The organism is Leptospira harrisiae, from assembly GCF_002811945.1.
Lineage (GTDB): Bacteria > Spirochaetota > Leptospiria > Leptospirales > Leptospiraceae > Leptospira_A > Leptospira_A harrisiae.
The window spans coordinates 1,603,424-1,628,566 of sequence record NZ_NPDX01000001.1 but is presented as its reverse complement, the minus strand read 5'-3'; the positions used below and the strand labels follow the sequence as shown (position 1 = coordinate 1,628,566).

Genomic DNA, 25,143 nt, shown 5'->3' with positions numbered 1-25,143 from the left:
AATGTTAAAAGAAAGAAGCCAATCCTTCAAACTACTATTTATCGTAACAGATTTTTTTATTGCACTCACTAGTTTTATCTGTGCTTATGTGATACGATATTATCTTTCTCCTGACTCAAGTTTTCAAATTCAAACCATTGATCCTTTTAATTATTTAATTTTAGGAGTCGTACTTGGTTTTTCTCAAGTTTTATCTTTCCTTTCGATAGATTTGTATCACCCAAGAAGAGGATTATCATTTTCTGATGAACTTTTTGCCATCATTGCAGGCGTGATCTTAAACTTACTTGTTGTTCTTTCCCTTTTGTTTTTCTTTCGAGGAGAAAGTTTCTCTAGATTGGTTATTGGTTATTTCGCCATTTGTACAACCATACTCACTTCTTTTTCACATTTTGTATTGCGGACCTTTATGCAATACCTACGAAGCAAAGGTTTCAATTTAAAATCTGTTCTGATTATTGGAACAGGAAGATCTGCAATTAATTTTTCAGAAACCATTAAAAAACATTCCATTTATGGATATATGGTGAAGGGATTTGTAGCAGGAAAAAAAAACTTAGCTCCTAAAAAACTACATACAGTAACTACAACACAGAAAATAGAATCATATGTAGAAGAAAACAATGTTGATTTGATTGTTTACGCTTTGTCACACGAAGAAGGGGATTCTCTTAAGGAAATCATAGACATTGCTGATTTTCACGGTATTGATCTAAAAGTCATTCCCAGTTATGAAGAAATTGTAACTGCAAAAGGAAGAGTTGAAGTTCTCGACGGAATTCCCATTATATCAATTCGAAATATACCCTTGCGTTTAGGTTACAATTTAGTTTTAAAACGTATTTTTGATATTCTCTTCTCATTATTTTTTATTTTGTTATTTAGCCCATTTTATTTAGCCATTGCCTTACTTATCAAACTAACAAGTAAGGGACCGGTGTTTTACAAACAAGAACGAGTTGGTCTTGATAATAAAGTTTTTGGAATGATCAAATTTCGATCTATGGTAGTGCAAGCCAAAGAAAAATCTGATACCTTATGGACAGTCAAGGATGATCCGCGGGTCACACCGGTGGGTGCAGTTCTTCGGAAATTGTCTTTAGATGAAACTCCTCAATTCTTTAATGTTTTACTCGGTGATATGTCGGTTGTCGGACCAAGACCAGAACGCCCTTTCTATGTTGAAAAATTCAGAAATGAACATTTACAGTATATGAGGCGTCATGCGGCAAAAGCTGGGATTACAGGTTGGGCACAAGTACAAGGATTTCGTGGTGATACTTCCATTGAAAAACGGATTGAAGCGGATATTTTTTACATTGAAAACTGGTCTTTATTACTAGATATCAAAATCATTTTACTCACACCACTTAAAGCAATTATTGATAGGAATGCATACTGAGGAAAATTTATGGATGAAAAAGAATTAAAAAACATTGCCAACTTGGCAAAACTTAACATTGATGATTCGGAAGTAGCTTCCATGTTAGGTGACTTTTCTCGGATTGTACAATACGTCGACGAAATCAAAAACCTAGACACATCAAGTGTTGGTGATGATGAAATCTACGAGCAAATCTTTTATGAATTAAGAAAGGATTTAGCTGAAAATGGTTTAAAAAGAGACGATTTGGCAAAAATTGCTCCAGCTTATGAAAATGGATATGTTGTTGTTCCTAAGGTAATTGAAACATGAAAGATTTAATTTTTCTTACTTATTCAGAAATCAAAACTAAACTAAATGATGGAAGTTTAAAATCCAAAGAATTAGTATCTGCTTATATCAAACGAATTGAAGATACTGATACAAAGGTCAAAGCCTTTTTGGAATTCAACAAAACCTCTATTTTAAACCAAGCGGAAGAAAGTGACAATCGACGGAAAGCCGGCAAGTTACTTTCGGAATTTGATGGAATTCCAATTGGTATCAAAGATAATATCTGTATCACTGGTGAAATCACCTCTTGCTCTTCACATATTTTAGAAAACTTTCGTTCTCCATATGATGCGTCTGTCATTCAAAAATTAAAAGACAAAGGGTTTGTTTTATTCCCTAGGCTCAATATGGACGAATTTGCCATGGGTTCCTCAACGGAAAATAGTGCTTTCCAAACCACAAGAAATCCATTTGATATAAATCGAATTCCTGGAGGATCTAGCGGTGGTTCGGCGGCGGCAGTGGCAGCATCGATGTTACCGGTTTCTCTCGGCTCAGATACAGGTGGTTCCATTCGCCAACCAGCAGCCCTCTGTGGAATCTGGGGACTAAAACCAACGTATGGTCGTGTTTCACGATATGGACTTGTTGCTTATGCATCAAGTCTTGATCAAATTGGCCCTTTTTCCAATGATTTACAAGGGATCTCTGACCTATTAGAAATTATTTCAGGATTGGACCACAAAGACCAAACCACTGCTAAAGTAAATACCTTTGAAGCTAATTCAGTTTCTTCGATCGATTGGAAAGGGAAACGAATCGGAGTGATGAAAACAGAAGACTTCAACTTTTCTCCTGATGTGAACAAACGTTACACGGATATCTTAAAAGAATTGGAATCGAAAGGAGCAACTCTGGTTCCTCTGGATTTTTCCCTATTAAAGTATGCTATCCCAGTTTATTATTTAATCGCTACTGCTGAATGTTCATCCAACTTAAGTCGTTTTGATGGGATACGTTATGGATTAAGGAAAGAGGGTGCCGGTAAGTTGGATGACTTGTATTCTGAATCTAGAACCCAAGGTTTTGGTTCAGAAGTAAAACGCCGAATTTTACTTGGTACATTTTCTTTAAGTTCTGGTTATTACGATGCTTATTATGGGAAAGCCCAAAAGGCAAGGGTTCTCATTCGCAAACAATACGCAGAATTCTTTAAGTCGGTTGATATTATTTTTCAGCCAACTTCACCTACAACTGCTTTTAAAGTTGGAGAAAAAACAAAAGATCCAATTCAAATGTACCAAGCGGATATCCTTACTACATCTGTCAATTTAGCCGGAGTCCCTGCTATCAGCTGCCCAGCTGGATTGGATTCAGGAAAACTTCCCATCGGTTTACAAATTACATCTCCACATTTTGAAGAAACAAAACTTTTAAGTTATGCAAAATCTGTTTCTGAGTTAGAAATTTGCAAACTTCCACTACCAATCGAGATCAGCTAACATGGACGAACTTACCAAAAGAGTCATTCCTTGTTTGGATATCAAAGGAGGAAGAGTAGTCAAAGGTGTCCAATTTGTAAACTTAATTGATGCAGGTGATCCTGTCTCTTGTGCTGTAGCTTACGAAGAAAACAAAGCTGATGAACTTTGTTTTTTGGATATCACTGCCTCCTCTGACAAACGAGATATTCTTCTCCATTTAGTGGAGCAGGTGGCCAATCGACTCTTTATTCCTTTCACCGTTGGTGGAGGAATCCGCACCATCGAAGATGTAAAAGCTGTGTTAAACAAAGGAGCTGACAAAGTTTCTATCAACACAAGTGCCTTTCAAAATCCCAAACTGCTCAAAGACTCTAGTGAAATTTACGGATCACAGTGTATTGTTTGTGCCATTGATGTAAAATTTCATCCGGAACGAAAACGATACGAAGTGTACCTCAATGGAGGACGTTTAGAAACTGGTAGAGAAGCGTTGGATTGGGGAAAGGAAGCCTATGAAATGGGAGCAGGCGAAATTTTACTTACGTCTATGGACAAAGATGGTACTAAGGATGGTTTTGATATCACTCTAATGAAATCATTTACATCGAATCTTTCCATACCGATCATTGCTTCTGGTGGAGCAGGCAATCCAGAACATATGGCAGAAGTCATTTTACGTGGCGGTGCTGATGCTGTTCTTGCTGCATCAATTTTTCATTTTGGGGAATTCTCGATTCAAGAAACAAAACAAACAATGAAAGAGATGGGAATCAAAGTGAGATTATGATTTCCTTCCATACACTTGATTTTCTTTTTTTTCTTTTTCCCTTCTTCATCATAATCTTACTTCTTTTTCGTTTTCGATCCAAACAAAATTCCACTAAAGAATATTTTCAAGCAGAAGGAAGTTTATCTTGGTTTGTTGCAGGAACTGCAATGGTTGCCACAACTTTTGCAGCAGACACTCCTCTTGCTGTAACAGAGATCATCCGGGCACAGGGAATTTCAGGAAATTGGATTTGGTGGTATATGGCTGTTGGTGGATTTATCACAGTATTCTTTTTTTCTAAACTTTGGAAACGATCTGGGGCCTCTACAGATTTGGAACTTATAGGGCTTCGTTATAGTGGGAAAGAAGCTGAATTTTTAAGAGGTTTTAAAGCATTTGTGATTGGTTTTTTACTCAACTTAGTCATACTCGGTTGGGTTAATTTAGCGATGCTAAAAATCATTCCTGTTTTTTTTCCCAATTTGACTTCATCCTATATACTTATATATCTTCTGTTATTTGGAGTATTTTATACTTCAATTGCAGGTCTTAGAGGAATTTCCTACATCGATGTTTTTCAGTTTTTTTTAGCTTGGTTTGGTTGTATTCTTTTTGCCTATTATGCAGTAAATTTACCAATGATTGGTGGACTGGAAGGATTAAAATCGAAACTAAGTGGAAACAAAATTCATTTTTTCCCTAACGGATCGGAGGGCGGACTGCCCTGGGATCATTTTTTAATCCTTCTAACGGTTCTTTGGTGGTCAAGTTGGTATCCAGGTTCGGAACCAGGTGGGGGAGGTTACATTGCTCAGAGAATTTTAGCCACAAAAAATGAGAACGCTGCCTTAAAAGGTTCCCTTTGGTTTGTCGTTGCCCATTATTTTGTCCGTCCTTGGCCTTGGATTCTCGTAGCTTTAGTCTCGATTGTTTTATATCCAAATCTATCGGAAGTCGAAAGTGGGAAAGGGTTTCTGATGGTCTTACAAGAAGGAATGCCGAATGGAATGATGGGACTGATGCTGAGTGCCTTCCTTGCAGCCTACTTATCCACACTTGCTACTCATTTGAATTGGGGAGCTTCTTATCTTGTCAATGACCTTTGGAAACCAATTTTACAGAAGGGAAAATCTGATTCGTATTATCTTAAAATATCATATACAATTCAAATTTTAACAGCTGTTTGTTCTTATATTCTAGCAGTTTACGGAATGGAAACCATCAAAGGAGCTTGGGTATTTTTGTTGGAGGCTTCTTCGGGAATTGGGTTTATATTAATTGCGCGCTGGTTTTTTTGGCGTATATCCGCTTGGACAGAAATTTTAGCATTTATTCTTTCTCCCATATTTTATTTGGTTTTTTCTGTGTATTTGGAAATTGGTTTCCCTTACTCAATTCTTTTTACGGCAATATCTTCAGCAATTTTACTCATCCTATCTACCTTTGTTTTACCACAGACAGATCGAAATATTTTATTTCAGTTTTATAATAGAACCAAACCTCCTTATTTTTTTTGGAAGGGGCTTTATAAAAATGAAACCAACCAAAAACAAACCATTTATCATAATAAATTATTAGTTTCATTTTTCGGAACTTTCTCAGGTCTCTTTTTTGTTTTTGGAGGTCTTTACACAGTTCAGTGTTTATTATGGAGCGAGGGATTGTTGTTCTTAGGAATGCCGATTTTTCTTTTCGGACTAGCTGGTTTGTATTTTTCAATCCAATCCCTAGAAGAGAAGGACTAACAATAAAACTTGAACCCTCAGTAAGGTGAATTTCGGATCTCTGTAATTACTTGTGTAAAAAGATTACGACTCTTTGTATCATCAGGGTTAATGGTTTGAAAAGCCATCATTGAATGATCACAATCTGCTACATCAATTTGTTTGTAGGTTAAATTTCCTAACCTTGCACTATTGCGGGGAACAATTCCATCAGATTGTGTAAAACCAGCATTATTTAATATCGTACAACCTGTGTTATAATAGAATGTTTCACCAACAGTACAATTACTCATAACACCTGCGAAACTTACAAACCTTCCATTCAAACTAGAATTTAAATACGATTGGTTGATAACATCAAGAACCAAATTTTCAGCTCCATTCAAATTGGGTTGACCAGTTCCTTTGTTAGTATAGCCCAATTCAGATCCACCTTGGGTTCCAACAAGATAATTTCCAAGATCATTTAAAAACGGATTGTTGCCTAGAAAACTAGGAGTGGCAAAAGGGGAACCAAACTGTGGGCTAGCCAAAGTGACAACCAATCGAACAAAAGGAAGGTATCCTGTTTCCGTTGCCAAAGCAACTCGAGTCACAAGTCCTCCCATCGAATGGGCTACAATATAAACTTGGTCAGAATCTAAAAAGTTAGAACGTAATGTTCCGTAAAATTGTTTTCCATTGATCAGAATGCTATTGGAAGTGCGGTAGGTATACAAATAAAGATCAAATTCACTATTTGCGGAAGCTCTCCCTTCTTGAAAATGAACAAGACCGTTCGAAAAAGTATTCTTAATATTTTGTATTTTTTTCTGATCGTTGGTAACGGGATCGGAATCTCTCTCAGCTGGATTCCAACCGTGAACAAAAACTATCTTCTTTTTACCAGATTTTGGAAAAAACTCAGAAGATAAAAATTGGGAGTCTGATAGATTCCTTGAAAAACCTGGTAAAAAGCCGTATAACTTTTGATTTGGATTTGGTAATAGCCCTAATAAAGCAAGTAACAGAGCTTCGTCATTTTTTTTCTCTTCCGATACAAATTCCTTTCGATAAAAGTCATAAATACAAGAAGGAAATACAGAAATGCCAACCAAAAAATAGAATAGAAAAAATATACACTTCCGCCTAACGCGAAACATTTTGTATACGATCCAAGGTAATTCCACAAGCCACCACAACATTTAAAGAAGTTACTGAACCAAATAGGGGAATTCTCGCCACATAATCCGCCTCTTCCAGTAACAGTCGTTTTACACCTTCCCCTTCATTCCCCATAATCACCGCCATTTGAGATGCATCTGGTAAAGTTTCCCAAATGGATTCTTCACCTTCTTCATCAGTAGCAAGAATCCAATATTCATTTTTTTTGAGAAATTCCATTCCATGCATCAAGTTGGCAACTCGATAGATTTGTAAATGATGAACTGCACCCGCTGATACTTTTTCCACGACAGGAGTGATCGGGGATGTATCTCTATCAGACATTAACACGTGTTTTACGCCCATACATTCAGCAGTTCGCAGAATATTTCCCAAATTTCCAGGATCTTGGATTCGATCCAAAATGAGTATTGGACCTGCACCTGCTTCTACATTTTGTTTGAACTGTTCAAATCCCAATGATGAAAATGATTTTTGTTTGGTACGAATGATTACATAACCTTGGTGGTTTTTATCAGAAGCAATGCGGTCTAGTTCTCTTGTGGAAACAGTTGTAAATTTTACAGAATTTGGAATATAACCTCTAATTCTTTGTTTTTCTTCGTTTCCCATCGAATCTTTTATTATGACTTCTCGAATGGTTTTGACTCCACGTTCCGGAGCCATTTGTTCCAAGGATTCCAAAAATTCATAAAAATTCCGTTTTCCGAAAAGTATTTCTACTGGGCTTTTTTCCATGTGGTATTTCCTTCTTTTGTGTCTGCGAGAAGGATTCCTTTTTCTTCCAACTCTTTACGAATTTTGTCAGCAGTAGAGAAATCTTTGTTTTGCTTTGCGATTTTTCTCGCTTCAATCTGCGCCAAGATCCACTCTTCAGAAATCCCATCCAACGATAGAATTTGTTTTTCAAAGGAAAAAACAGCAAAGAGTTTATTCATTTTATAAAACAATTGTAGAGATTCTTTTAAAAAATCTGAATCGGCGGAATCTTTTGCGCTCGAATCCAAAAATTGGTTCACAATACGAACGAGTTCAAAAACGGAAGCAAGTGCTTTCGGAACATTCAAATCATCTGCCAAAGCATTTATAAATTCCAAGTTTATTTTTTGTAAGTCAGGAATTGAATCATCAAAACTTTCTTCTATTTTGGAAACTTTGTCCCAAAGATTACCAACCTCTAACACCCGATAAATGGTGTTCTGAACTCTTTCCATTGCAGTTTTTGATTCTTCAAGTTTGCTCAGAGAAAAATTCAACTTACTTCTATAATGCGCTGAAATCAGATGATAGCGAATAACGTTAGGGTCGTATCCTTTCTCTAGAATGTCTCTTAAGGTAAAAAAGTTTCCTTTACTTTTAGACATCTTTTCACCATCCACAAGAAGGTGTTCACAATGAAGCCAGGTTCCAACAAATTCTTCATTCGGATAGGCACCAATACTTTGTGCTGCCTCATTTTCATGGTGAGGGAAGAGAAGGTCAATCCCACCGGTATGGATATCCACGCCGGAACCATACACCTTTCGAATCATCGCAGAACATTCTAAATGCCAGCCAGGGCGTCCGGTTCCAATTTTAGTATGCCAACATTTTTCTTCTTCTGTCTTTTGGTTTTTCCAAAGAACAAAATCTCGGACATCGTCCTTTTCATATTCATCAGCATCATACCGAACTCCCGACTTCATCCCAGAAACATCAATTTTGGAAAGTTCACCATACCGACTAAACTTTTGAATGGAAAAATATAAATTCCCATCTTTTTCATAAACTAGGCCATTGGATTTTAATGTTTCCACAAGATGAACCATATCATCAATGGATTCAGTTGCTTTAGGGTAATGTTCCAGTTTTTGAACATGAAGAGTTTCTAAATCTTTAAAAAAGGCCTCTGTCCAAGGTTTTGTAAACTCTTCTACACTTATTTTTCTTTTGATGGATTCGTTGATAATTTTGTCATCAATGTCAGTAATATTCATTGATTGGTTGAGTTTATATCCACCGAGCAGTAGAGAGCGACGAAGTACATCAACAAATAAAAAAGAACGAATATTTCCAATATGTGCAAAATTATAAACTGTTGGCCCACAAGAATATATACTTACATTCAACGGATCCTTTGGTACAAAAGTTTCTTTTTTTCCCGATTTAGAATTTTGAAATACAAAGGGAACTATTGTCATAATGCAAAAATTTCTTTTACAAATTCCAAGTTGGCTTGTGGCTGTTTGTCTTTGCCAGCTTCATTTCCTTCAGTGGGATACAACTGCATACGTTTATCACAATTCATATGATTAAAGAGTGCAAAAGTTGATTTTGGATGAGAGATGACATCTTCCATTCCACAAGAGAATAAGGCGGGAATTTTAATTTTTTTAGCAAAATTCAACGCATCAAAATAAGAAAGTTCCTTTTTATAATCAATTTTTTTAGTAGCTCTTTTCTCCAAAAATGGAGTGAGTTCTCGTATCCAGGGATTTCCTTTTAATGAAATCTGATCTTTGTCAATATAACAGAAGGAAGGTGTTTCTAGAATTAAACCTTTGATTCGGTCAGAATAGGCAGCACCAAAGACTGAAAGTGCGGAACCAATTGATTTTCCATGTAAAATAATTTGGTCACCATCAATCCCATCAGTCAGACGTAAAAACTCAATTGTACGAATTACATCTAAATAAAGTTTGCGCATATAAAACTCTTCTTTTTGGTCGAGTCCATGTGCAAAGTAATTGGGAGTCCAACCAATTGGCGCCTTTCCTGTGGTTGGATCAATAGGCGCATGAACCATTTCTTCACCATGTCCGCGTAAGGTGATATGGAGCTGTGCAACACCCAAATCAGAATACCCTTTTTGGATTTCTTCCGGAACTGCCAAATAATCATGGAAATAAACAACAACAGGGCGGTTTCCTCTTTTCCGGGGTATCGCAAGTTTTCCATATAACACATGATTGTCGATACTTTGAAAACTAATGTCGTTAAGTGATTCCCAAATAAATGATCCTTTTAAGACAGTTTTATAAGTCGCCTTGATTGGAACTTTTTTTAAGTCAGCAATTCCTGCTTTCCAAAAACTATCCAAGTCCGAAGGGGGATCTAGTTTTGGAACCGTCTGAAAACATTCATCAAAACTAACGGTTTGAGGCATGGGAATCCAACTTAGGAGAAAATTGATTTAAAAAACTATACATAGTTTGTAATAAAAGTACAGAAATGGTCATAGGACCAACTCCGCCAGGAACTGGTGTATAATAGGAGGCTTTGTCTTTTACTTTTGAGATTTCAATGTCACCGACGTTACCAACATTATAACCAGCATCCAATACTACGGCGCCTTCTTTGATCCAATCTGCTTTAATGAATTCTGGTTTTCCAACAGCCCCTACCACAATGTCCGCTTGTTTCACAAGCTCTGGTAGGTTTTTAGTTTTAGAATGACATAAGGTAACAGTGGCATTTAAATTTGTAAGCATGATGGCCATTGGTTTGCCAAGAATGGGGGACCTTCCCACAACGACTGCATGTTTCCCTGAAACCTCGATTCCATATTCTTGAAGTAGCAGAACCATTCCGTACGGTGTGCATGGGAAATATGCTTCGCTGTTCATTGAAAGTTTTCCAAAGGAAATAGTAGTAACTCCATCCACGTCTTTTTCGAGAGCGATTTCATCAAAACACAAACGTTCATCAATTTGGTGTGGAACCGGATGTTGCAAAAGAATTCCATTTACTGATGCATCCGCATTAAGTTTTCTAATTTCCGCTAACAACTCTTCGGTGGTTGTTTCCTCTTTCATACGAACGTATCGAGAACCCATTCCCACTTTTTCGCAGGCCTTCACTTTCATGTTGACATAGGTTTCCGATGCAGGGTTATCCCCAACAAGGATGGTGGCAAGAGTCGGAACTCCTTTGCCTTCTGATTTAGCTTTTGCTAGTGTTTCTGCGATTCGATTTCGAATTTTTTCGGAAATCGCTTTACCGTCTAATAGGATGCTAGATTTCATTCTGTAAGTTCAAAATTTCAGAGAAAATTGAACTGGCAAACAGAAAAAACCATCCATGATTCCAAGTTTAGATCCATCACAATCCAATTCTTCCGCTTCCAATGTTCGTTTCCAAGGTTGGGTCCAAGGACTCCGAGGAAACAACCATGTCCAATTCCTCCAACTTCGTATGGATGGTAGGATTTTCCAGGTTGTGGCCGAAAAAGAATTTCTTGGTGAGGAAATTTTTAAAGAAATCAAAACTCTACCCCAAGAAACATCCCTCATTGTCAGTGGGGTTTTACAAGAAAATGCCAAGGCTCCAGGTGGCAATGAACTGTTTCTACATTCCTTCTCCATTGTAGGAGAATCTCACCAATACCCAATCACACCCAAAGAACATGGTCCGGATTTTTTACACAACCATCGACACTTATGGTTACGCTCCAAAAGGCAACTCGCCATTCAAAGAGTTCGCTCCGAATTGTCCTTCGCCATTCGTGAATTCTTTCGTAACGATGGCTACACCCTCATTGATACTCCTATCCTTACTGGTTCGATTGGAGAATCAGCAGGTACTTTATTTTCGACAGAATACTTTGACCTAGGGCAGGCATACCTTGCCCAAACTGGACAACTCTATTTAGAAACCGCTGCATTTGCCCATTCCAAAGTGTATTGTTTTGGACCCACCTTCCGAGCCGAAAAAAGCAAAACCAGAAGGCACTTAACCGAGTTCTGGATGCTTGAAGCAGAAACTGCCTTCCTTGGTCAGGATGGGAATTTGGATCTACAAGAACGGTTTGTCAAATCAGTGTTACAAACCACAATCGAACGAACTTTAGAAGACCTAAAAGCTTTGGACCGAGATCCGGCTCCTCTGTTAGAACAACTTAGCAAACCTTTTCCCCGAGTGGATTATGGGGAAGCGATCCAAGTTTTACAAACTGCCGGGGAAGACATTACCTGGGGTGAAGACATCAACTCAGAAAGAGAACAAATCCTAACAAACCATTTCGGAACAGCAATCTTCATCCAAAATTTTCCACGGGCCATCAAAGCCTTTTACATGAAACAAAATCCGGCAGACCCAAAGACGGTCCTATCTGCCGACCTAATTGCACCTGATGGAATTGGAGAGATCATTGGTGGTTCTGAAAGGGAAGAGTCCTACGAAAAAATCGTAGAACGCTTACAAGAGGAAGGTCTCCCTCCTGAGGATTATTCTTGGTATTTGGACCTGCGAAAATATGGCTCAGTTCCCCATGCTGGGTTTGGGATGGGATTGGAACGTGTGATTGCCTGGATTTGTGGTTTGTCCCATATTCGAGAATGTATCCCTTTCCCAAGGATGATTTACAGACTAAGTCCATAATTTTTCTTAAAGGAAATTTTGTGCACAAACCGATCTTTTTATAGAAAGAGAGGAACCTTATGGCACAACAAGCAACCCAAGTTTTAAACACATCGATAGAGAAGGAAGCTTGGGATCTATATGAGGTAGGATCAAACGAAGATGTCGTTGTTCTTGCAAAACGTCATCCAGAGAACTTTTATATCCAACATCTTGGTTATTTGGCTTTGTATGAACTGACAGGAAGAGTGACCATCGCAGCACCAAAAGGAATATCAAACCTTGCTCCTCTTGTTGATGCAATCCAAAACCATGAACTTGGTAAAACTACTGAAGCATGTAATAATCTAAACCTATATTTTGCAACACAGACCAACGCACTTTGTTTTTCAATCATTCAAACTGCAATTAAAATCTACTTCAGAGCAGAAGCTTATGAAGACGCAAAATCCATCATAGGAAGATATAAAAAACAATGGAACGACAACTCATTTGTCAAAGAAGAACTAATCTCAACATATTATTTGAAAAGATATGATGAAGTGATCAAAGTTTTTCGCGACAATATGAAATTGTTAAATGATTCTGATATCCATAAACTTGTGGGTATGGCACTTCTCTTTTTGGATCGTCACAAAGAAGCAAATCTGATTTTTGATAACATTCCAGGAAAATTGAATCTACCAAGTTTTGAAGAAAAACGTAAAATGTATGATTCAGTATATAAAAAAATTGGAGAGTTAGAAGCCAAAACTAGTTCTTTGCCACATAAAGATTTAGAAGATATGGGTTTTGCTTATCTCTTCCATGGTGATTATGTAAAAGCAGAAAAAATGTTTTTATCACTTACTGAGAAACTAAAATCAAAACTCTGCAACGTGTAAGATTTTTCCTAGCTTCGGGGTGGCTTAGTAACTTGGCCGCCTCATCCGTTGGGATCACTAAATCAGTTTGGTTTTTTCCTGCGGTGGCAAGCGCCAAAACAAAATAAGGATTTTTCCCTACCTTAGCTTCGATTCCTTTCCCTGATTGTTCTTCTTTATACACAATGTAACCAGTTTCTATTGCATACGCCTCTTTTACATAGAGAGGAGAATAAATGTCTAGACCTCGGTCTGTCTGAATTTTTGGGAATAGGGCACGTTTTAAATTGAGATGGCGTGCATCGACCACAAGACCAGAGAATTCAACTGGTACAACTTCTTCACTAAATTCTGGAACAGATTCTGTTCCATATTCAAAAGGTATATGGGCAAGGATCCCATCCTTACCTTTCAGTGGTAAACTGGCCTTTGCTTCTAAAACATTTTTTACAAATTGAAAATCGTATTCTTCTTTTTCTGAACCGATATAGGAATTGAGTCGAAGTCTTGCTTGTTGGTTCACTTGGGTATATTCATACACAGTATAATCTGCGTTAAATAACATTGACTCTAATCGTTGGCTGAGACGAACTCGAAGTTTTTCCCTGGCTTTTTTCCGTGCCATGGAGTGGGCTTTGCCTTGGCTTGTGGCTGTATTTTTTCCCGAAAACTCAGGATCTTCTTCTTCAAATACAATTTTGGGAATGGTCTCCTTAACTGAAGAACTAACAACAAGGTCTGACCAATTGACAACAGATGAATAAATATCCTTATCTTCAATGGGTTTTGATCCAAGTGAAAAACAGACTAAAAAGATCAAAAAAAGGTAGATTCGTTTCATAATTAAGACTTCGGCAAAAGTTGGAATTTTCTTTCCAATTCGTTAAATTCCGTTATGAGAGGAACTCCCTTTGGAAGACTTTGCAAGACGTTTTTTCCATACGATTTTGTATGAACACGAGGGTCGAGAATACTCACCATTCCCGTATCCGACTGGGAGCGGATGAGTCTTCCAAATCCTTGTCGTAGTAACAAACAAGTTTTTGGAACCTGCATTTCCCAAAATGGACTTTTTCCTTTGCGTTCCATATCTTCCATCTTTGCTTGTAAGACCGGCTCTGTAGGTACTTGGAAAGGAAGTTTTGTCACTATCACATTTCTAAGTTTATCACCTTTAATATCCACACCTTGCCAAAAACTAGACACTCCAAAAAGAACACTCTTTTCATTAGCAAGAAACTCTCGTTTGGCGGCAATCGGGCCAATTTCTGTTTGGGAGAAAATAGGATAGGGAACCTGATGCCTTAACTCTTCATAAAGTTCTGACAAAAGTTTGTTGGAAGTAAAGAGGACAAATGCGTCTCCTTCGGAAAGTTTGAGAAGCCTTGTGATCCAATAAGAAAGATCAGATTTATTTCGTCTGGGATCCTGAACCGGATCTGCCACTTGTTTTGGTACAAAGAGTAGGGAATGTGTGTTGTATGCAAATGGGGAAGCCAATGTTTTGGTTTTGACCTCCGTTGTTCCCACTTCTTTTAAAAAGTACTGAAAATTCCCTGCTGTTGGAGAGAGTGTGGCTGAGGTCATCACCACTGAATCCATATTAGGAAAAAGTGTAGTTGCTAGAATTTCGTCGGTATTTTTCGGTTGGGAGAATAAATAATAAAAAGGATCCTTTGCCGACTGTGGCGGTGGTTCAATCCAAAACACTAAATTGGGATTGGTTTTCAATCGAAAGTCATTTAAGAAAGAAGAGGCCTTTTTTAGGTTTCCGGAAACCATCTCTAAGCCAAGGGCAATTTCCTTCTCCTCCAAATCCTCGCTGTCTTTTTTGTATTTAGATAACAATCCTTCCAGTTGTGAAGCTAAATCAGATAGGGTGTCTTCCAATGCCCCATTATCGAGTTTAATTCGTTCGGTATGACGTGTAGAAAACTGATTGAATTGGAGAGGAATGGCTGAAAGTAAGATACGAAAAAAATCATTCGCATAACCAATGGAAGCCTCGACCGACTTCATGATTTTTTCCCCGTTTTTCAGTTTTAAAACTAACCCCGTCCTTTTTTCAGGAAAATAAAGATAATGGAGAAGATTCATCAGTAAATCATAACGAATCTCTGATCCAAATGCCTTTCCTACAATTTCAGGAAAAGCATGGGCTTCATCAATGACGAGCTGAGAAAACGGGGGAAGGAGTTTGAAATCTCCTGCCAAATGACTTGCCAGTAAGTGATGGTTGACAATTAGGATATTTGCTTTCTTCCATTTTTCCTTTTCCAAAAAATAATAAGAAGAACTAAAGTTTGGACAATTTCTCCCCAAACAGTTGTCAGACTCACGGGACACAGAATTCCAAAATGCATTTGATAAATAACCGTCATATTCTGCTCGGATTCCTGTAGCGGTTTGTTTTTCCCAATTCACAAAGTAAGGAAGGGAGGTTTCCATTTCTGGGCCAAAATCTCCCCTTTCCATCACTCGACCGTATTTCCGTTTACAAAGATAGTTACTTGCCCCAAGGGCAACCATAGCATTCACAGGAACACCCAGTGCCTCCGAAACTAGAGGGATGTCTTTATACAGTAATTGGTCTTGTAAAGCTTTTGTCTCCGTTGAAACCACAACCGTACATTCATTTTCTAAAGAGAATAGGGCACTGGGAATTAAATAAGCTAGGGACTTTCCAACTCCCGTTCCAGCTTCAATCACCCAATTGGATCCGGTGTTAAATGCAGATTCAATGGACGTGGACATATCCATTTGTTCTTTTCTAACTTCATAATCCTTCCAAAGTTTTGGAAGTTTGGTTGTAAAAACAGATTGTACGTCCAAACGTTAATGCCTATTGCGAAAAAGAAGAATAATACAAAGAACAGTCAAACTGATTACAGAAACAAGAGAGACGGTCATTATCAGGATTCCTTGCCAATTAAGTTCTCCAGATGGACTCATGTGATCACCTTTTCCTTTTTGTGATCTAATGCTTTTGATACTAAAAAATAAATAAAACCATAAATCAAAATAAGTCCAATTACTACTGACCGAGCCACAATGGCTTTTGTTTTTGCATCTTCTACACTTTCCCCTTTAATTTCAGCAAGTGAACCCATCACCTCCGGATTCATTTTGTCTAAATATTCAGGTAAGTTCATATAACAAAAAGAAACAAAGATAAAAAGCAAAAACCACGGGGTGATGTATTTCAATACAAACTGAATTGATTTAGGGAAGGGAATAAGACTACCTTCACTCGCATCTTTAACACCGTTTTCCACTCCAATTTTAAAAACAAAAATAAAAATTTGAATGGATGCCAGAATATATATCATGATGGTTCCGATATAAAAATCGGCGATATCAAGAGCCGCAAAATCTTTATTAAAGTATATGATAGGAAGGCAAAGACAAAAAGTAAAAAGAAATAAAATTAAAGAAGATTTTCTACGACTAACATGAAAACCTTCCTCTAAAAATAAAATACCCGGTTGTAACATGGTAACAGATGAAGTAATCGCAGCAAGGAATAAGACCAAAAACCACAAGCCACCAAAAAATGCTCCTCCTGGCATCATTCCAAATACAGAAGGTAAAGCGATAAACCCCATCCCAAAGGTACCAAAAGAAGTGGCCTGCATTCCCAAAAATAAAAACGCAACGGGAATGGTAATCATCCCACCAAACACTACTTCTGCGAATTCATTTAAGGATGCAGAAGAAAGGCTAGATAAAACCACATCGTCTTTTTTCTTTAAAAAACTAGAAAACACTAGGGCAATTCCAAAACCAGTGGATAAGGAAAAGAAAATCTGTCCTGCGGCACTGATCCATACTTTAGGTTGGGTCAGTTTAGACCAATCAGGGTTCCACATAACAGCAAGACCCGATTCAATTCCGGGAATTGTTAATACACGAACAAGAATGATCGTAGCACAAATTCCCATTAGTGGCATGGCAATTTTAGCAAAAGCTTCAAGGCCTTTGGAAAGGCCACGATAGACTAGTAAAAAGTTAAACAAAACACAGAGTAAAAAAAATACAATGATCGGAGATTGGAAACTGGCCCCATTGCCCTCGGCACCAGTTAGATGCAAAAAGAAAGTAGAGGCTTGTTTTGTCATTTCATCCTGAGTGGAACCTGTGAGCGACATTTGGCCTGTAAGAAAGTAATAAGCATACGCTAAACACCAGGATTCAATAAAAACATAATACACATAAATCATGACAGGAATCATCACGCCAATGGTTCCTGAAAGTTTCAGTGGGAATCCTTTTAAATATTCTCGAAAGATAAATGGTGTGCTATGTCCATGTTTGCCACCCATCCGACCCATGGTCCATTCCGCCAAACAAACAGGAATTCCAAGAATCAGGAAACTTGTGATATAAGGAACCATAAAGGCACCGCCACCATTTTGTACAGCTTGCCCAGGAAATCGCAAAAAATTTCCAAGACCAATGGCACCACTTGCCACAGCCAAAATCAAACCGATACGACTGGCCCAGCCATCTTGATGTTCCACTTGTCTCTCTTTCATCAGAGACTATTGAATGTATAAGGAATTATGTGACAAAATCTTTTTGTAGAAGATTGAGAAAAAGCAAGGCTTTGACACCTTGCTTTGGTGATTTTCAAATTAGCCGAGAAATAGCTCGTTTTTTTCCATTTTTAGAACTTTGGAGACCAGATTCTTAAAATCTTCAGGTGGTTCCAAAAGTCCCAGTTCTACTTTTGACAAAAACGGAGTGGAAACTTTCAATTTCTTTGCGAAATCGTATTGTTTGATTCCTAACTCACGTCTGACTGCCCAAAGTTTGTTTTTCAATCCATTGGAAAACTCAGGGTAGATGTCTTCCACAGCGCTTTCGTTGAAAAGCTTATCAACAGAGGTTTTGAGATATTTTGCACAAGATGACTTAAATTTTTCAGTCGGATCTTGGGCTCCAGTCTCAATTTTGGATAGGTAACTTGGAGAAACTCCCAGCGCCCTTGCCATATCGTACTGTTTGATACCTCTCTTCTTTCGAAGCATGTAAATGTGATTGTTCATTTATCCCCCCTAACAGTCAAAATATGTCAAATATGGCAAAATTCAATAAAAAAATTTTGCCATATTCCAAATCTTACAAGGACTATAATGTAACTTCTTTTAAACGATCAGCAGCAATGACTAGGTTGTAGGTAGTCTTTAACCCAGAAACTTTCTGTTCAATAAATGCATTCCTTTGTGCACCTTCCATTTCTGATTTGATTCGTTCACGAACCGCAGGATAAGGCTTAGGAATGCGATTCTGAGGATTTTTAGGATCTGGATCTGCATAAGCGTACATTTTTCCTGCTTCATAAGCATCTCTCATTTGCGCTTCGGTCACAGTAACAGGAATGGCTTTGATTTCATCTTGTAGCGATTTTAATGCCAACGAAACTTTCATTTTATCCATTTGCATGATGTATCCAATTTCGGAACCCACATCTTGCACTTGGTCAGAAGTCTCAGCTATTTTTCCTTGGAGGATCGTCGATTGAAATAAATTCAACATATCCCAAGTTTTAGATTTTTCATCTTTGTATTCTTGTTTCAAAACATTAGGAATGGCTTCAAAGTCAGCAGTCAAATCTTTCCAAGTGTAGTTTTTTCCATCACGTGCGGAATACAATGAATAATCAGGAGTAAACATTTTAGGATCAATGTCATTTGGACCAGAAAAACGAGGGAGGTTCGCAACAGTAATGCCACTTTCTTCCGTAATGCGTTTTAGTTCTTTTTGATACAATCCTTGTTCATATTCCTTCATTGTATGTGAGGCAAACTGGTTTGCTTTATCGGCAGATTCACCTTCTGTAAAATAAGCAACTGAAGTTTTTGTTTCTGCATCTTCGTGAGTTTTTCCGTATTCAGTGGCTTCGGTTTTAAAATCATCAAAAATCGATGTAAAATATTTTTTTAGTCTTTCAGGATGAACTTTTTCTGTTCCGGTAGAACGAACTACATAAGCAATCCTTCCTTCACCAGCTTTTGCATAAGAAATAAAAGTTCCCTTTTTTGCTTTTTTTACTTCAGCGAGAATGTCTTCTAAAGGAGTTTCTGCACAGTTTGTGCAGAAAGGTTCTAACTTTCCAGCAATTGGTTTTCTTGTAATATCTTCTGTGACTTTAGAAATTTCTTCTGCAATTTCTTTATTTGAAAGTGAGTTGAGTTTTGCGGCCAAAGCTTCTGCATTTTTTAAATTAGTAGCTTCATCTTCTCCACGAACCAGTGCTAGTTGTAAATTTACAAATTCTAATGGTTTTTCTTTTAAACCGTTTTTAACGTATTCACGCATATATACGTTTAGTTTCAAAAATTGGTTCACAAGTGATTCAATTTTTTGAACATCTGCTTCCGCTACTTTTTTGGAAGCAATCGCATCTTTGAGTAAAATTTTCTCTAAAGCGATACTCTCTAAAATTTTTGCTTGGATATCGGCACTTATTGGTTGCGGTTCAGTATTGCCTCGTTTCGAAGCCTCAATCACAAAGTTCATTTCTTTGCGAGTTACTGTGCCACCATCGAACGTCGCCAGGATTTCAGAATCCTTCGAGCAATTCAAAATTGGTATGAGTATCAAACCGAGTGTAACACCCAGAGTGAGATATTTTTTTAGATTCATTGGATTTCCTTGTCTATTTTCAGTATTGTTTAGTATTTGCGAACGGGTTTTTCCGGTTTTTTAAGTTCCGGAGTGGGGATAGGAGTGGGAGTTTTGCTTTCAGAAGTGACTGTTGTTTTTTTGGCAACGGGCTGGCTACTCGAAATATTCAATTTGAGGATTTCCGATTTTTGGTCCTCTAATTTATTCATCTCCGATAAAAACGTTTCTTTGAGGATGGGAGAATATTCCCTGTCCGAGGCAAGTCGATCGGTTAATTTTTTAAGTTCCACGACATCCCGGTCCAGTTCTTCTAGTTTTTTGTATAAATGGGCAACAGTTACCTTCAAACACCACTCCTTCCAAAAGTTTTATTTACTTGCAATAGAGTGCAAGAATGAAATAAGAAAAATAGCAATTTTTATGAGCCTAGACGACTTAGTAGTTTCCACGGAAAAAATAGACACAGTGTATGTGACCAAATTGCAGGGAAACCTAAACAACTTCACTTCTGAGAAATGTATCAAATCAGTACTCAATTCCTTAAAACATGGATCCGTCATTTTAGATCTAGAGGAGTTGAATATGGTGACCACACAAGGGATCATTGCTTTCAAAACTCTCAGTGAAGAAGCATTTCTCCACAAACACAAAATCATCTTAATCAATCTTCCGTTAAGTGTTAGACAAGCATTTTTAATGGCGGGTGTCCGTAATTTATTTCCCATAGCAAACAATGAAGAGGCAGCATTTAAAATGGCCTCGAGACCCAGTAGGTAAACAGTGAATTCAGGATTTAATTTTTTTCGTAAAATTTGGCATGTGCTCGGACTCATCATCCCCGTGACTCTATTTTTTGATCCCTTCAAAGATGCCTTCGGACTTGTGTACGCCACCCGGGCAATCCTTGTAACCTTACTTGCTCTTTTCCTTTTCGGATTGTTTATTTTAGAGTTAGTGCGTTTAAACCATAGTGGCTTTGAAAACTTCTTTTATAAATACTTTGGGTTCTTAATGAAAGAATCGGAAAGAAAAAGATTCAATGGAACGGTTCCATACTTTTTTGCCAACTTCCTTGTAGTTTTGTTTTTTCCTGCCGAAGTTGCCATCCTTGCGATTTTGTTTTTGGTAATAGGGGACCCGTTTGCCGCCTTTGTTGGAAGTAAGTATGGGAAACACAGATTTTATAATGGGAAGTCGCTCGAAGGAATTATTGGATTTTTAGTTCCCGCTTTTTTATTTTCCATCCTTGCTCTCTTTCTTATCACAAAATCTGAACCAGGAAGTTTTCTTGCCATCTTTGATAACCAAGGAACATTTCTTTCCACACCGATTTATCTTGTGTTCTTTTCAGTCATTGCTGCTTGTGTGACTGAATTTTTTGCAAACACAACAGCCAAAGGACTTGTGGATGATAACCTTCTCATCCCGATTGTGGGTGCGGTTGTTTTATCGGTTTTGTCTTTACTCTATTTGGATTATACACCTATGGATTTTTTCTTCGATCCTAAGGCCTTATACATTCAAAAATAAAAAACTCGTTATTTCCAACGAAGTTCTACGATTCTATGTTTGGTGATTGGTTCCATTCCAGGAACTATCACCCGATATTCCAAACGAACCAGTCCCAAATCTTCAATGCGAAAAGGGGACTTCTCGATTCCTTTATGGCGAAACTCCTCTTTCAATAGGGCACCTAAGTAGTGAAAGGAAACTACCACGCTATTTTGGAATAAATTACCCTCCATTCGTTCCGAAGAATTCCCATACTGAAGGTAAGCCGCATAACCAGAACGAAAGGCCTCTTTTCCTAACCCATTATAAGGTTGGGAAAGCACCAATCGAAACCCTGGAGTTTCTCTTGCCGTAAAATATAAAAAATTTCCAAAATCTTCGTAAGTAGGATTTTCTTTTTTTAATAATTTTTGATCCAGATACACTACATCATTTTCAGTTTTAGGTTCTGTACAATCTAAAGGTTCATTGAAATTATCGCAGAATTGAAACTTATTAGTGGCTACACGGTCACAACTTAAAACAAGGAAAGAGAAGATTAGAATGAAAAGATTAGAAAGAAAAGACAGAATCATCTGTTTTCGATTTAATAAAACTCCCAAAATACAAGTAACAGATTTGGTCTGACCGATTTGAATCATTCTTTTTTTGGTACTGGTAAAAATTTGAGAATCTGGTTTTGTATCAAGATTTGAATTTATTGAACTCATAGGATTCCCTTAAGGTGTTAAAAAAATAACTCACTTCTCTTTCTCTGAAGTAGTTTTGTGCCGATTCAGCCACCACGAGTTGGCTTCTGGAAAAAAAATAAACCGTTTCTCCGTAAACCCCTTGGAACAAATAAGTGCGGTGAAAATCATCCTTAGATTTCGCAATCACAATGTTATGCGAAGTTACGTATCCTGGGATAAGAAGAACACTCTGGTCTTTTTTTTGTAGAAGTGATTGAAATTCCAAACACTCTTTCTTTTTTTCTACCAGTTCTTCTCTATGAATTCTTTGTTTGAAAGAAAGAACTTTTGTAAACCGTCCCGGATAAGCAAATTCCTTTTCTGTTTCATCAGGTATCCATTTAGGAAGTAAAACAGATTCATAGAGAATTTTAGAAAAACGTTTTTCCGCTATTGCCTTCAGCTCAAAAAGAATTCCTTCCTCTTGGTAGGAAAGAATGACAAAAAACGAAGCTCCCGGTGGTCTTTCTAAAATCTCTTGAGGCATAGTTATTCTTCTGTTACCCCTGTGATGGTAAATCCATCTAGTAACATATACGGAACAAAAGACGATTCTCCCAAAAGTTCTCCTTCTTTGGAAATTGCTTCAATTTGGCCTAGTGCCTCGAAGGCGTTCCCGACAATCTGGACTTCCCGGACTGGGATCTTTTCTCCATTTTCTAAAAGGTATCCACCTTTGATCACTCCCGAAAAATCACCAGAAGCTCCATCTTTAGTTCCCGAAATTCGGTTCACAAATAGAGTTTTTCCTGGAAGTTTAAAAAATTCATCTTTTGCGGATGTACCTGGGGCAATTTGTAATTGTTTGGGGCCACATCCCGGAAGGCTTTGGGCACCGCCTGTGGCAGATCCATTGGATTTTTTAAGACCCGCTTTTTTTGCCTCATAGGTATTATAAAAATAGGTTTCTAAAACTCCCGCTGTCAGCACTGATTTTTTAGAGGTAGGAAGACCTTCGCGGTCAAACCCAGTGGAACCCATGAAACTACTGTTTGTTGGATCATCCCAAATGGATAAAAGAGGGGAGGCCACTTTTTCGCCTAACTTACCCGCCATTTTGGATTTACCTTTTCTTAGGCTTGTCCCATTTAAAGATCCAATGAAGAGACCAAGAAAAAAGGAATACACGGCTTCGGGAGGAAGTAAAACTTTTCCTTGAAATCCAGAGATCGGTTTTGCATACAACGCCCCCATACATTTGTCTCCAAAATTCATAAAAGCTTTTTTCCATAGAGTTTGGAACTGGTTTTTATCAAACCCACTGGCAGAATCATAATCAAAACTTCCGACGAGGTCCCCGTCCACACCCATTCCCATCACAGAGGCAGAAAGTTCTGCACCGAGTTCATGGGCCATCACACCCTTGGAAGAAACAATGAGTTTATAACCTTTGCTAAGCGAAAAATCGCCTGAGTCAATATTGACCTTGGGATAGAGATCATTTCTCCAGCCGAGAGCTTCTTTGGCAGAATTCACCAAATCTTCAATTCCCATAGTATCTAAGGAAACATCATATTGGTTGAAATGATTTTGGATGGATTCTGGTTCAGGTAGGTCCAAATCAAAATCAGGAGTGGATTGGCTTTTAGCCAAACTATAGGCTTCCTCAATGGACTCGTAAAGGCTAGGAATATGGTTGGAGATGATAAAACCTTGGTTTCCCTCATGAATCACACGGATTCCAAACATATTTTCTTCAGTGGCCGTGCAGTTATTTAAGTCATTTTTTTCTAAACTAACATCTTCTGAGTAACCGTAACTGGAATAAATCTCCACCTGGTCGATCCCATTGGTTTTGGCTTTTTTGACTAAATTAGAAAGTAAATCCTTTTGGTCGTTCAAACGTTTTTCAATCGAAATACGATCCATTATTTACCACCTAATAATACTTTTGTGCGAACATAGGGTCCACCGGCATCTACTTTAGCTGGTTGTCCTTTGCCACAGTGCCCCGAACCCAAATCCCATTTGAATTCTTTGGAAACCATATCTACATTTTGTAATACATCAAAGGCAAGTCCAGATACTGTCACACCTTTCAAAAGTTCTGTGATTTTTCCATTTTGGATGCGGTAGGCTTTTTGAACGGCAAACATAAATTCACCCGTCGCATCCGCTTGGCCATTTTTGGCACCATCCAAATAGTATCCGTCTTTTGTGTTTGCGATCATTTCTTCCAAACTGGATTCCCCTGGCACAAGAAATGTATTTCGCATACGAATGAGCGGAACATCACCATATTCCCAAGCCCTGGCAGAACCCGTAGGTGCCACACCAAATCGTTCTGCAGTTTCTCGGTTATGGAGGTAAGAGGATAAAATTCCATTTTTAATGATCACAGTATTTGTAGGAATCACTCCTTCATCATCCACGGGAATTGATCCGCCGGCTCCTTCGTAATATTCTGAATATCCTGAGTCGCATAACGTAACTAAGTCGGAACCAACCCTATGTCCAATTTTTCCTTGGGCCACAGAACCAGAGAGAACGAAGTCTGCCTCTACGGTATGACCAATGGCTTCGTGAACCAGTAATCCCACAATCGATGGGGATAAAATCACAGTGGAAAGCCCCCCGTCAGGGAGAGAACTGGAAAGTAAATCCACAGCTGTTTTACAGGCTTCGTCAGAAATCTCTGTGGGAGACTGGGAACGAAAAAGACAGTCCCAACCACCGGTCACTCCAATCGAATGGGAACCGGATTCCATTTTTCCATCTTCTTTGGCTACAGCAGAGACTCGAAATTCGGGCCTTACCATACTAAAAAAACTATCAGCTCCATCTGTAGTCACAATGGCTTTTTCTTCATAAATTTCAGAATACCCACAACCTACGGATTGGAGTTTTGTGGATTGTTTGGCTGCCGCATTTTGGATGTCGAGGACAAGTTTTAATTTTTCTTCAACTGTGCGGTTACGGAAGTCCTCAATTCCTTTTCCAATAAAATCACCAATAGCAAAATTGGCCTTTGGCAAATGGGGAATTTTATCTTTTCGCAAAGCAGAGGATAGGCGAGCAGCTTTTTTTGCTACTTGGATGGCATTTTGAATGGATGATTTGGAAATTTCGCTTGTGGAAGCAAAACCCCAAGTTCCCGCTTCTAAAACACGAACACCCACACCGGTTCTTTTTCGTAAGGCAGTGGATTCCACTCTGCCTCTTTCTGCATGAAAGGAACGACTTTCTTTATGATGGTATCTTAGTTCGACAAATCCGGACTCTTCGGCCAAACATTCTTTTAATAGGTTCCGCATACGTACCTGCCTTATATT

Annotated in this window: 24 protein-coding genes; 9 read left to right on the top strand and 15 right to left on the bottom strand. The window is 38.1% G+C overall.

Annotated elements, in window-relative coordinates; genetic code table 11:
* Position 1: 1 nt before the first annotated feature.
* The 5 genes from CH364_RS07560 to CH364_RS07540 are packed head-to-tail and all read left to right on the top strand — an operon-like array spanning position 2 to position 5,655.
* The gene (locus CH364_RS07560) at positions 2-1,402 is read left to right on the top strand and encodes an undecaprenyl-phosphate glucose phosphotransferase (RefSeq protein WP_100742930.1); all 1,401 of its coding nucleotides are present in this window, start codon (positions 2-4) and stop codon (positions 1,400-1,402) included.
* A gap of 9 nt (positions 1,403-1,411) precedes the next feature.
* Positions 1,412-1,696 (top strand): Asp-tRNA(Asn)/Glu-tRNA(Gln) amidotransferase subunit GatC, encoded by a 285-nt coding sequence (gatC, locus tag CH364_RS07555; protein ID WP_100742929.1) that lies wholly within the window; start codon positions 1,412-1,414, stop codon positions 1,694-1,696.
* Complete coding sequence (gatA, locus tag CH364_RS07550) at positions 1,693-3,159, top strand: Asp-tRNA(Asn)/Glu-tRNA(Gln) amidotransferase subunit GatA (protein ID WP_100742928.1); 1,467 nt, start codon at positions 1,693-1,695, stop codon at positions 3,157-3,159. The genes gatC and gatA overlap by 4 nt, the downstream gene beginning before the upstream one ends.
* A gap of 1 nt (position 3,160) precedes the next feature.
* Positions 3,161-3,928 carry an imidazole glycerol phosphate synthase subunit HisF gene (hisF, locus tag CH364_RS07545; protein WP_100742927.1) on the top strand — a complete coding sequence of 256 codons (768 nt, stop codon included), beginning with the start codon at positions 3,161-3,163 and terminating at the stop codon, positions 3,926-3,928.
* Entirely contained in the window at positions 3,925-5,655 is a 1,731-nt protein-coding gene (locus tag CH364_RS07540; protein ID WP_100742926.1) for a sodium:solute symporter family protein, read from the top strand. The genes hisF and CH364_RS07540 overlap by 4 nt, the downstream gene beginning before the upstream one ends.
* A 17-nt stretch (positions 5,656-5,672) precedes the next feature.
* Here CH364_RS07540 and CH364_RS07535 read toward each other — a convergent pair whose 3' ends face one another.
* The 5 genes from CH364_RS07535 to folD are packed head-to-tail and all read right to left on the bottom strand — an operon-like array spanning position 5,673 to position 10,802.
* Positions 5,673-6,776, bottom strand: coding sequence for an esterase/lipase family protein (locus CH364_RS07535; RefSeq protein ID WP_100742925.1), 1,104 nt, complete (start codon positions 6,774-6,776; stop codon positions 5,673-5,675).
* Positions 6,763-7,536: a 23S rRNA (guanosine(2251)-2'-O)-methyltransferase RlmB gene (gene rlmB, locus CH364_RS07530; protein ID WP_100742924.1), complete on the bottom strand. Its 774-nt coding sequence runs from the start codon at positions 7,534-7,536 to the stop codon at positions 6,763-6,765. The genes CH364_RS07535 and rlmB overlap by 14 nt, the downstream gene beginning before the upstream one ends.
* On the bottom strand, positions 7,518-8,972 hold the full coding sequence (cysS, locus tag CH364_RS07525; RefSeq protein WP_207762246.1) for a cysteine--tRNA ligase: 1,455 nt from the start codon (positions 8,970-8,972) through the stop codon (positions 7,518-7,520). Before cysS ends, rlmB begins: the two co-directional genes overlap by 19 nt.
* A gap of 2 nt (positions 8,973-8,974) precedes the next feature.
* Positions 8,975-9,943, bottom strand: coding sequence for an acetylxylan esterase (locus CH364_RS07520; protein ID WP_100742922.1), 969 nt, complete (start codon positions 9,941-9,943; stop codon positions 8,975-8,977).
* Positions 9,927-10,802 carry a bifunctional methylenetetrahydrofolate dehydrogenase/methenyltetrahydrofolate cyclohydrolase FolD gene (folD, locus tag CH364_RS07515; RefSeq protein WP_100742921.1) on the bottom strand — a complete coding sequence of 292 codons (876 nt, stop codon included), beginning with the start codon at positions 10,800-10,802 and terminating at the stop codon, positions 9,927-9,929. Before folD ends, CH364_RS07520 begins: the two co-directional genes overlap by 17 nt.
* 55 nt (positions 10,803-10,857) lie before the next feature.
* Here folD and asnS point away from each other — a divergent pair, with 55 nt between their 5' ends.
* Together asnS and CH364_RS07505 are read left to right on the top strand one after the other, a co-directional pair.
* Positions 10,858-12,156: an asparagine--tRNA ligase gene (gene asnS / locus CH364_RS07510; RefSeq protein WP_100742920.1), complete on the top strand. Its 1,299-nt coding sequence runs from the start codon at positions 10,858-10,860 to the stop codon at positions 12,154-12,156.
* Positions 12,157-12,215: 59 nt separating this feature from the next.
* Positions 12,216-13,019, top strand: coding sequence for a hypothetical protein (locus CH364_RS07505; protein WP_100742919.1), 804 nt, complete (start codon positions 12,216-12,218; stop codon positions 13,017-13,019).
* Here CH364_RS07505 and CH364_RS07500 read toward each other — a convergent pair.
* From CH364_RS07500 to CH364_RS07475, 6 genes are all read right to left on the bottom strand, one after another.
* Positions 12,982-13,839: a hypothetical protein gene (locus tag CH364_RS07500; protein ID WP_100742918.1), complete on the bottom strand. Its 858-nt coding sequence runs from the start codon at positions 13,837-13,839 to the stop codon at positions 12,982-12,984. The genes CH364_RS07505 and CH364_RS07500 overlap by 38 nt on opposite strands.
* A gap of 2 nt (positions 13,840-13,841) precedes the next feature.
* On the bottom strand, positions 13,842-15,830 hold the full coding sequence (locus CH364_RS07495) for an ATP-dependent DNA helicase (RefSeq protein ID WP_100742917.1): 1,989 nt from the start codon (positions 15,828-15,830) through the stop codon (positions 13,842-13,844).
* Between the two features lie 116 nt (positions 15,831-15,946).
* Positions 15,947-17,533, bottom strand: a complete 1,587-nt coding sequence (locus CH364_RS07490) for a sodium:neurotransmitter symporter family protein (RefSeq protein ID WP_100742916.1) — start codon at positions 17,531-17,533, stop codon at positions 15,947-15,949.
* Positions 17,534-17,632: 99 nt separating this feature from the next.
* Complete coding sequence (locus CH364_RS07485) at positions 17,633-18,028, bottom strand: helix-turn-helix domain-containing protein (protein WP_015678327.1); 396 nt, start codon at positions 18,026-18,028, stop codon at positions 17,633-17,635.
* Positions 18,029-18,128: 100 nt separating this feature from the next.
* Positions 18,129-19,646 (bottom strand): LIC12015 family putative lipoprotein, encoded by a 1,518-nt coding sequence (locus CH364_RS07480; RefSeq protein ID WP_100742915.1) that lies wholly within the window; start codon positions 19,644-19,646, stop codon positions 18,129-18,131.
* Between the two features lie 29 nt (positions 19,647-19,675).
* Positions 19,676-19,975 (bottom strand): hypothetical protein, encoded by a 300-nt coding sequence (locus CH364_RS07475; RefSeq protein ID WP_100742914.1) that lies wholly within the window; start codon positions 19,973-19,975, stop codon positions 19,676-19,678.
* Positions 19,976-20,048: 73 nt separating this feature from the next.
* Here CH364_RS07475 and CH364_RS07470 point away from each other — a divergent pair, with 73 nt between their 5' ends.
* Both CH364_RS07470 and CH364_RS07465 read left to right on the top strand, forming a co-directional pair.
* Positions 20,049-20,405, top strand: a complete 357-nt coding sequence (locus CH364_RS07470) for an STAS domain-containing protein (RefSeq protein WP_100742913.1) — start codon at positions 20,049-20,051, stop codon at positions 20,403-20,405.
* 3 nt (positions 20,406-20,408) lie between these two features.
* A complete protein-coding gene (locus CH364_RS07465; protein WP_100742912.1) occupies positions 20,409-21,158 on the top strand; it encodes a diacylglycerol/polyprenol kinase family protein in 750 nt (249 codons plus the stop codon).
* Between the two features lie 8 nt (positions 21,159-21,166).
* Here the strand turns inward: CH364_RS07465 and CH364_RS07460 are convergent, their stop codons facing one another.
* The 4 genes from CH364_RS07460 to CH364_RS07445 are packed head-to-tail and all read right to left on the bottom strand — an operon-like array spanning position 21,167 to position 25,125.
* Positions 21,167-21,850 (bottom strand): hypothetical protein, encoded by a 684-nt coding sequence (locus CH364_RS07460; protein ID WP_243401285.1) that lies wholly within the window; start codon positions 21,848-21,850, stop codon positions 21,167-21,169.
* The gene (locus CH364_RS07455; RefSeq protein ID WP_100742911.1) at positions 21,825-22,358 is read right to left on the bottom strand and encodes a DUF4416 family protein; all 534 of its coding nucleotides are present in this window, start codon (positions 22,356-22,358) and stop codon (positions 21,825-21,827) included. The genes CH364_RS07460 and CH364_RS07455 overlap by 26 nt, the downstream gene beginning before the upstream one ends.
* A 2-nt stretch (positions 22,359-22,360) precedes the next feature.
* Positions 22,361-23,740, bottom strand: coding sequence for a TldD/PmbA family protein (locus CH364_RS07450; protein ID WP_100742910.1), 1,380 nt, complete (start codon positions 23,738-23,740; stop codon positions 22,361-22,363).
* Positions 23,740-25,125: a TldD/PmbA family protein gene (locus CH364_RS07445; RefSeq protein ID WP_100742909.1), complete on the bottom strand. Its 1,386-nt coding sequence runs from the start codon at positions 25,123-25,125 to the stop codon at positions 23,740-23,742. The genes CH364_RS07450 and CH364_RS07445 overlap by 1 nt, the downstream gene beginning before the upstream one ends.
* Positions 25,126-25,143: the final 18 nt, after the last annotated feature.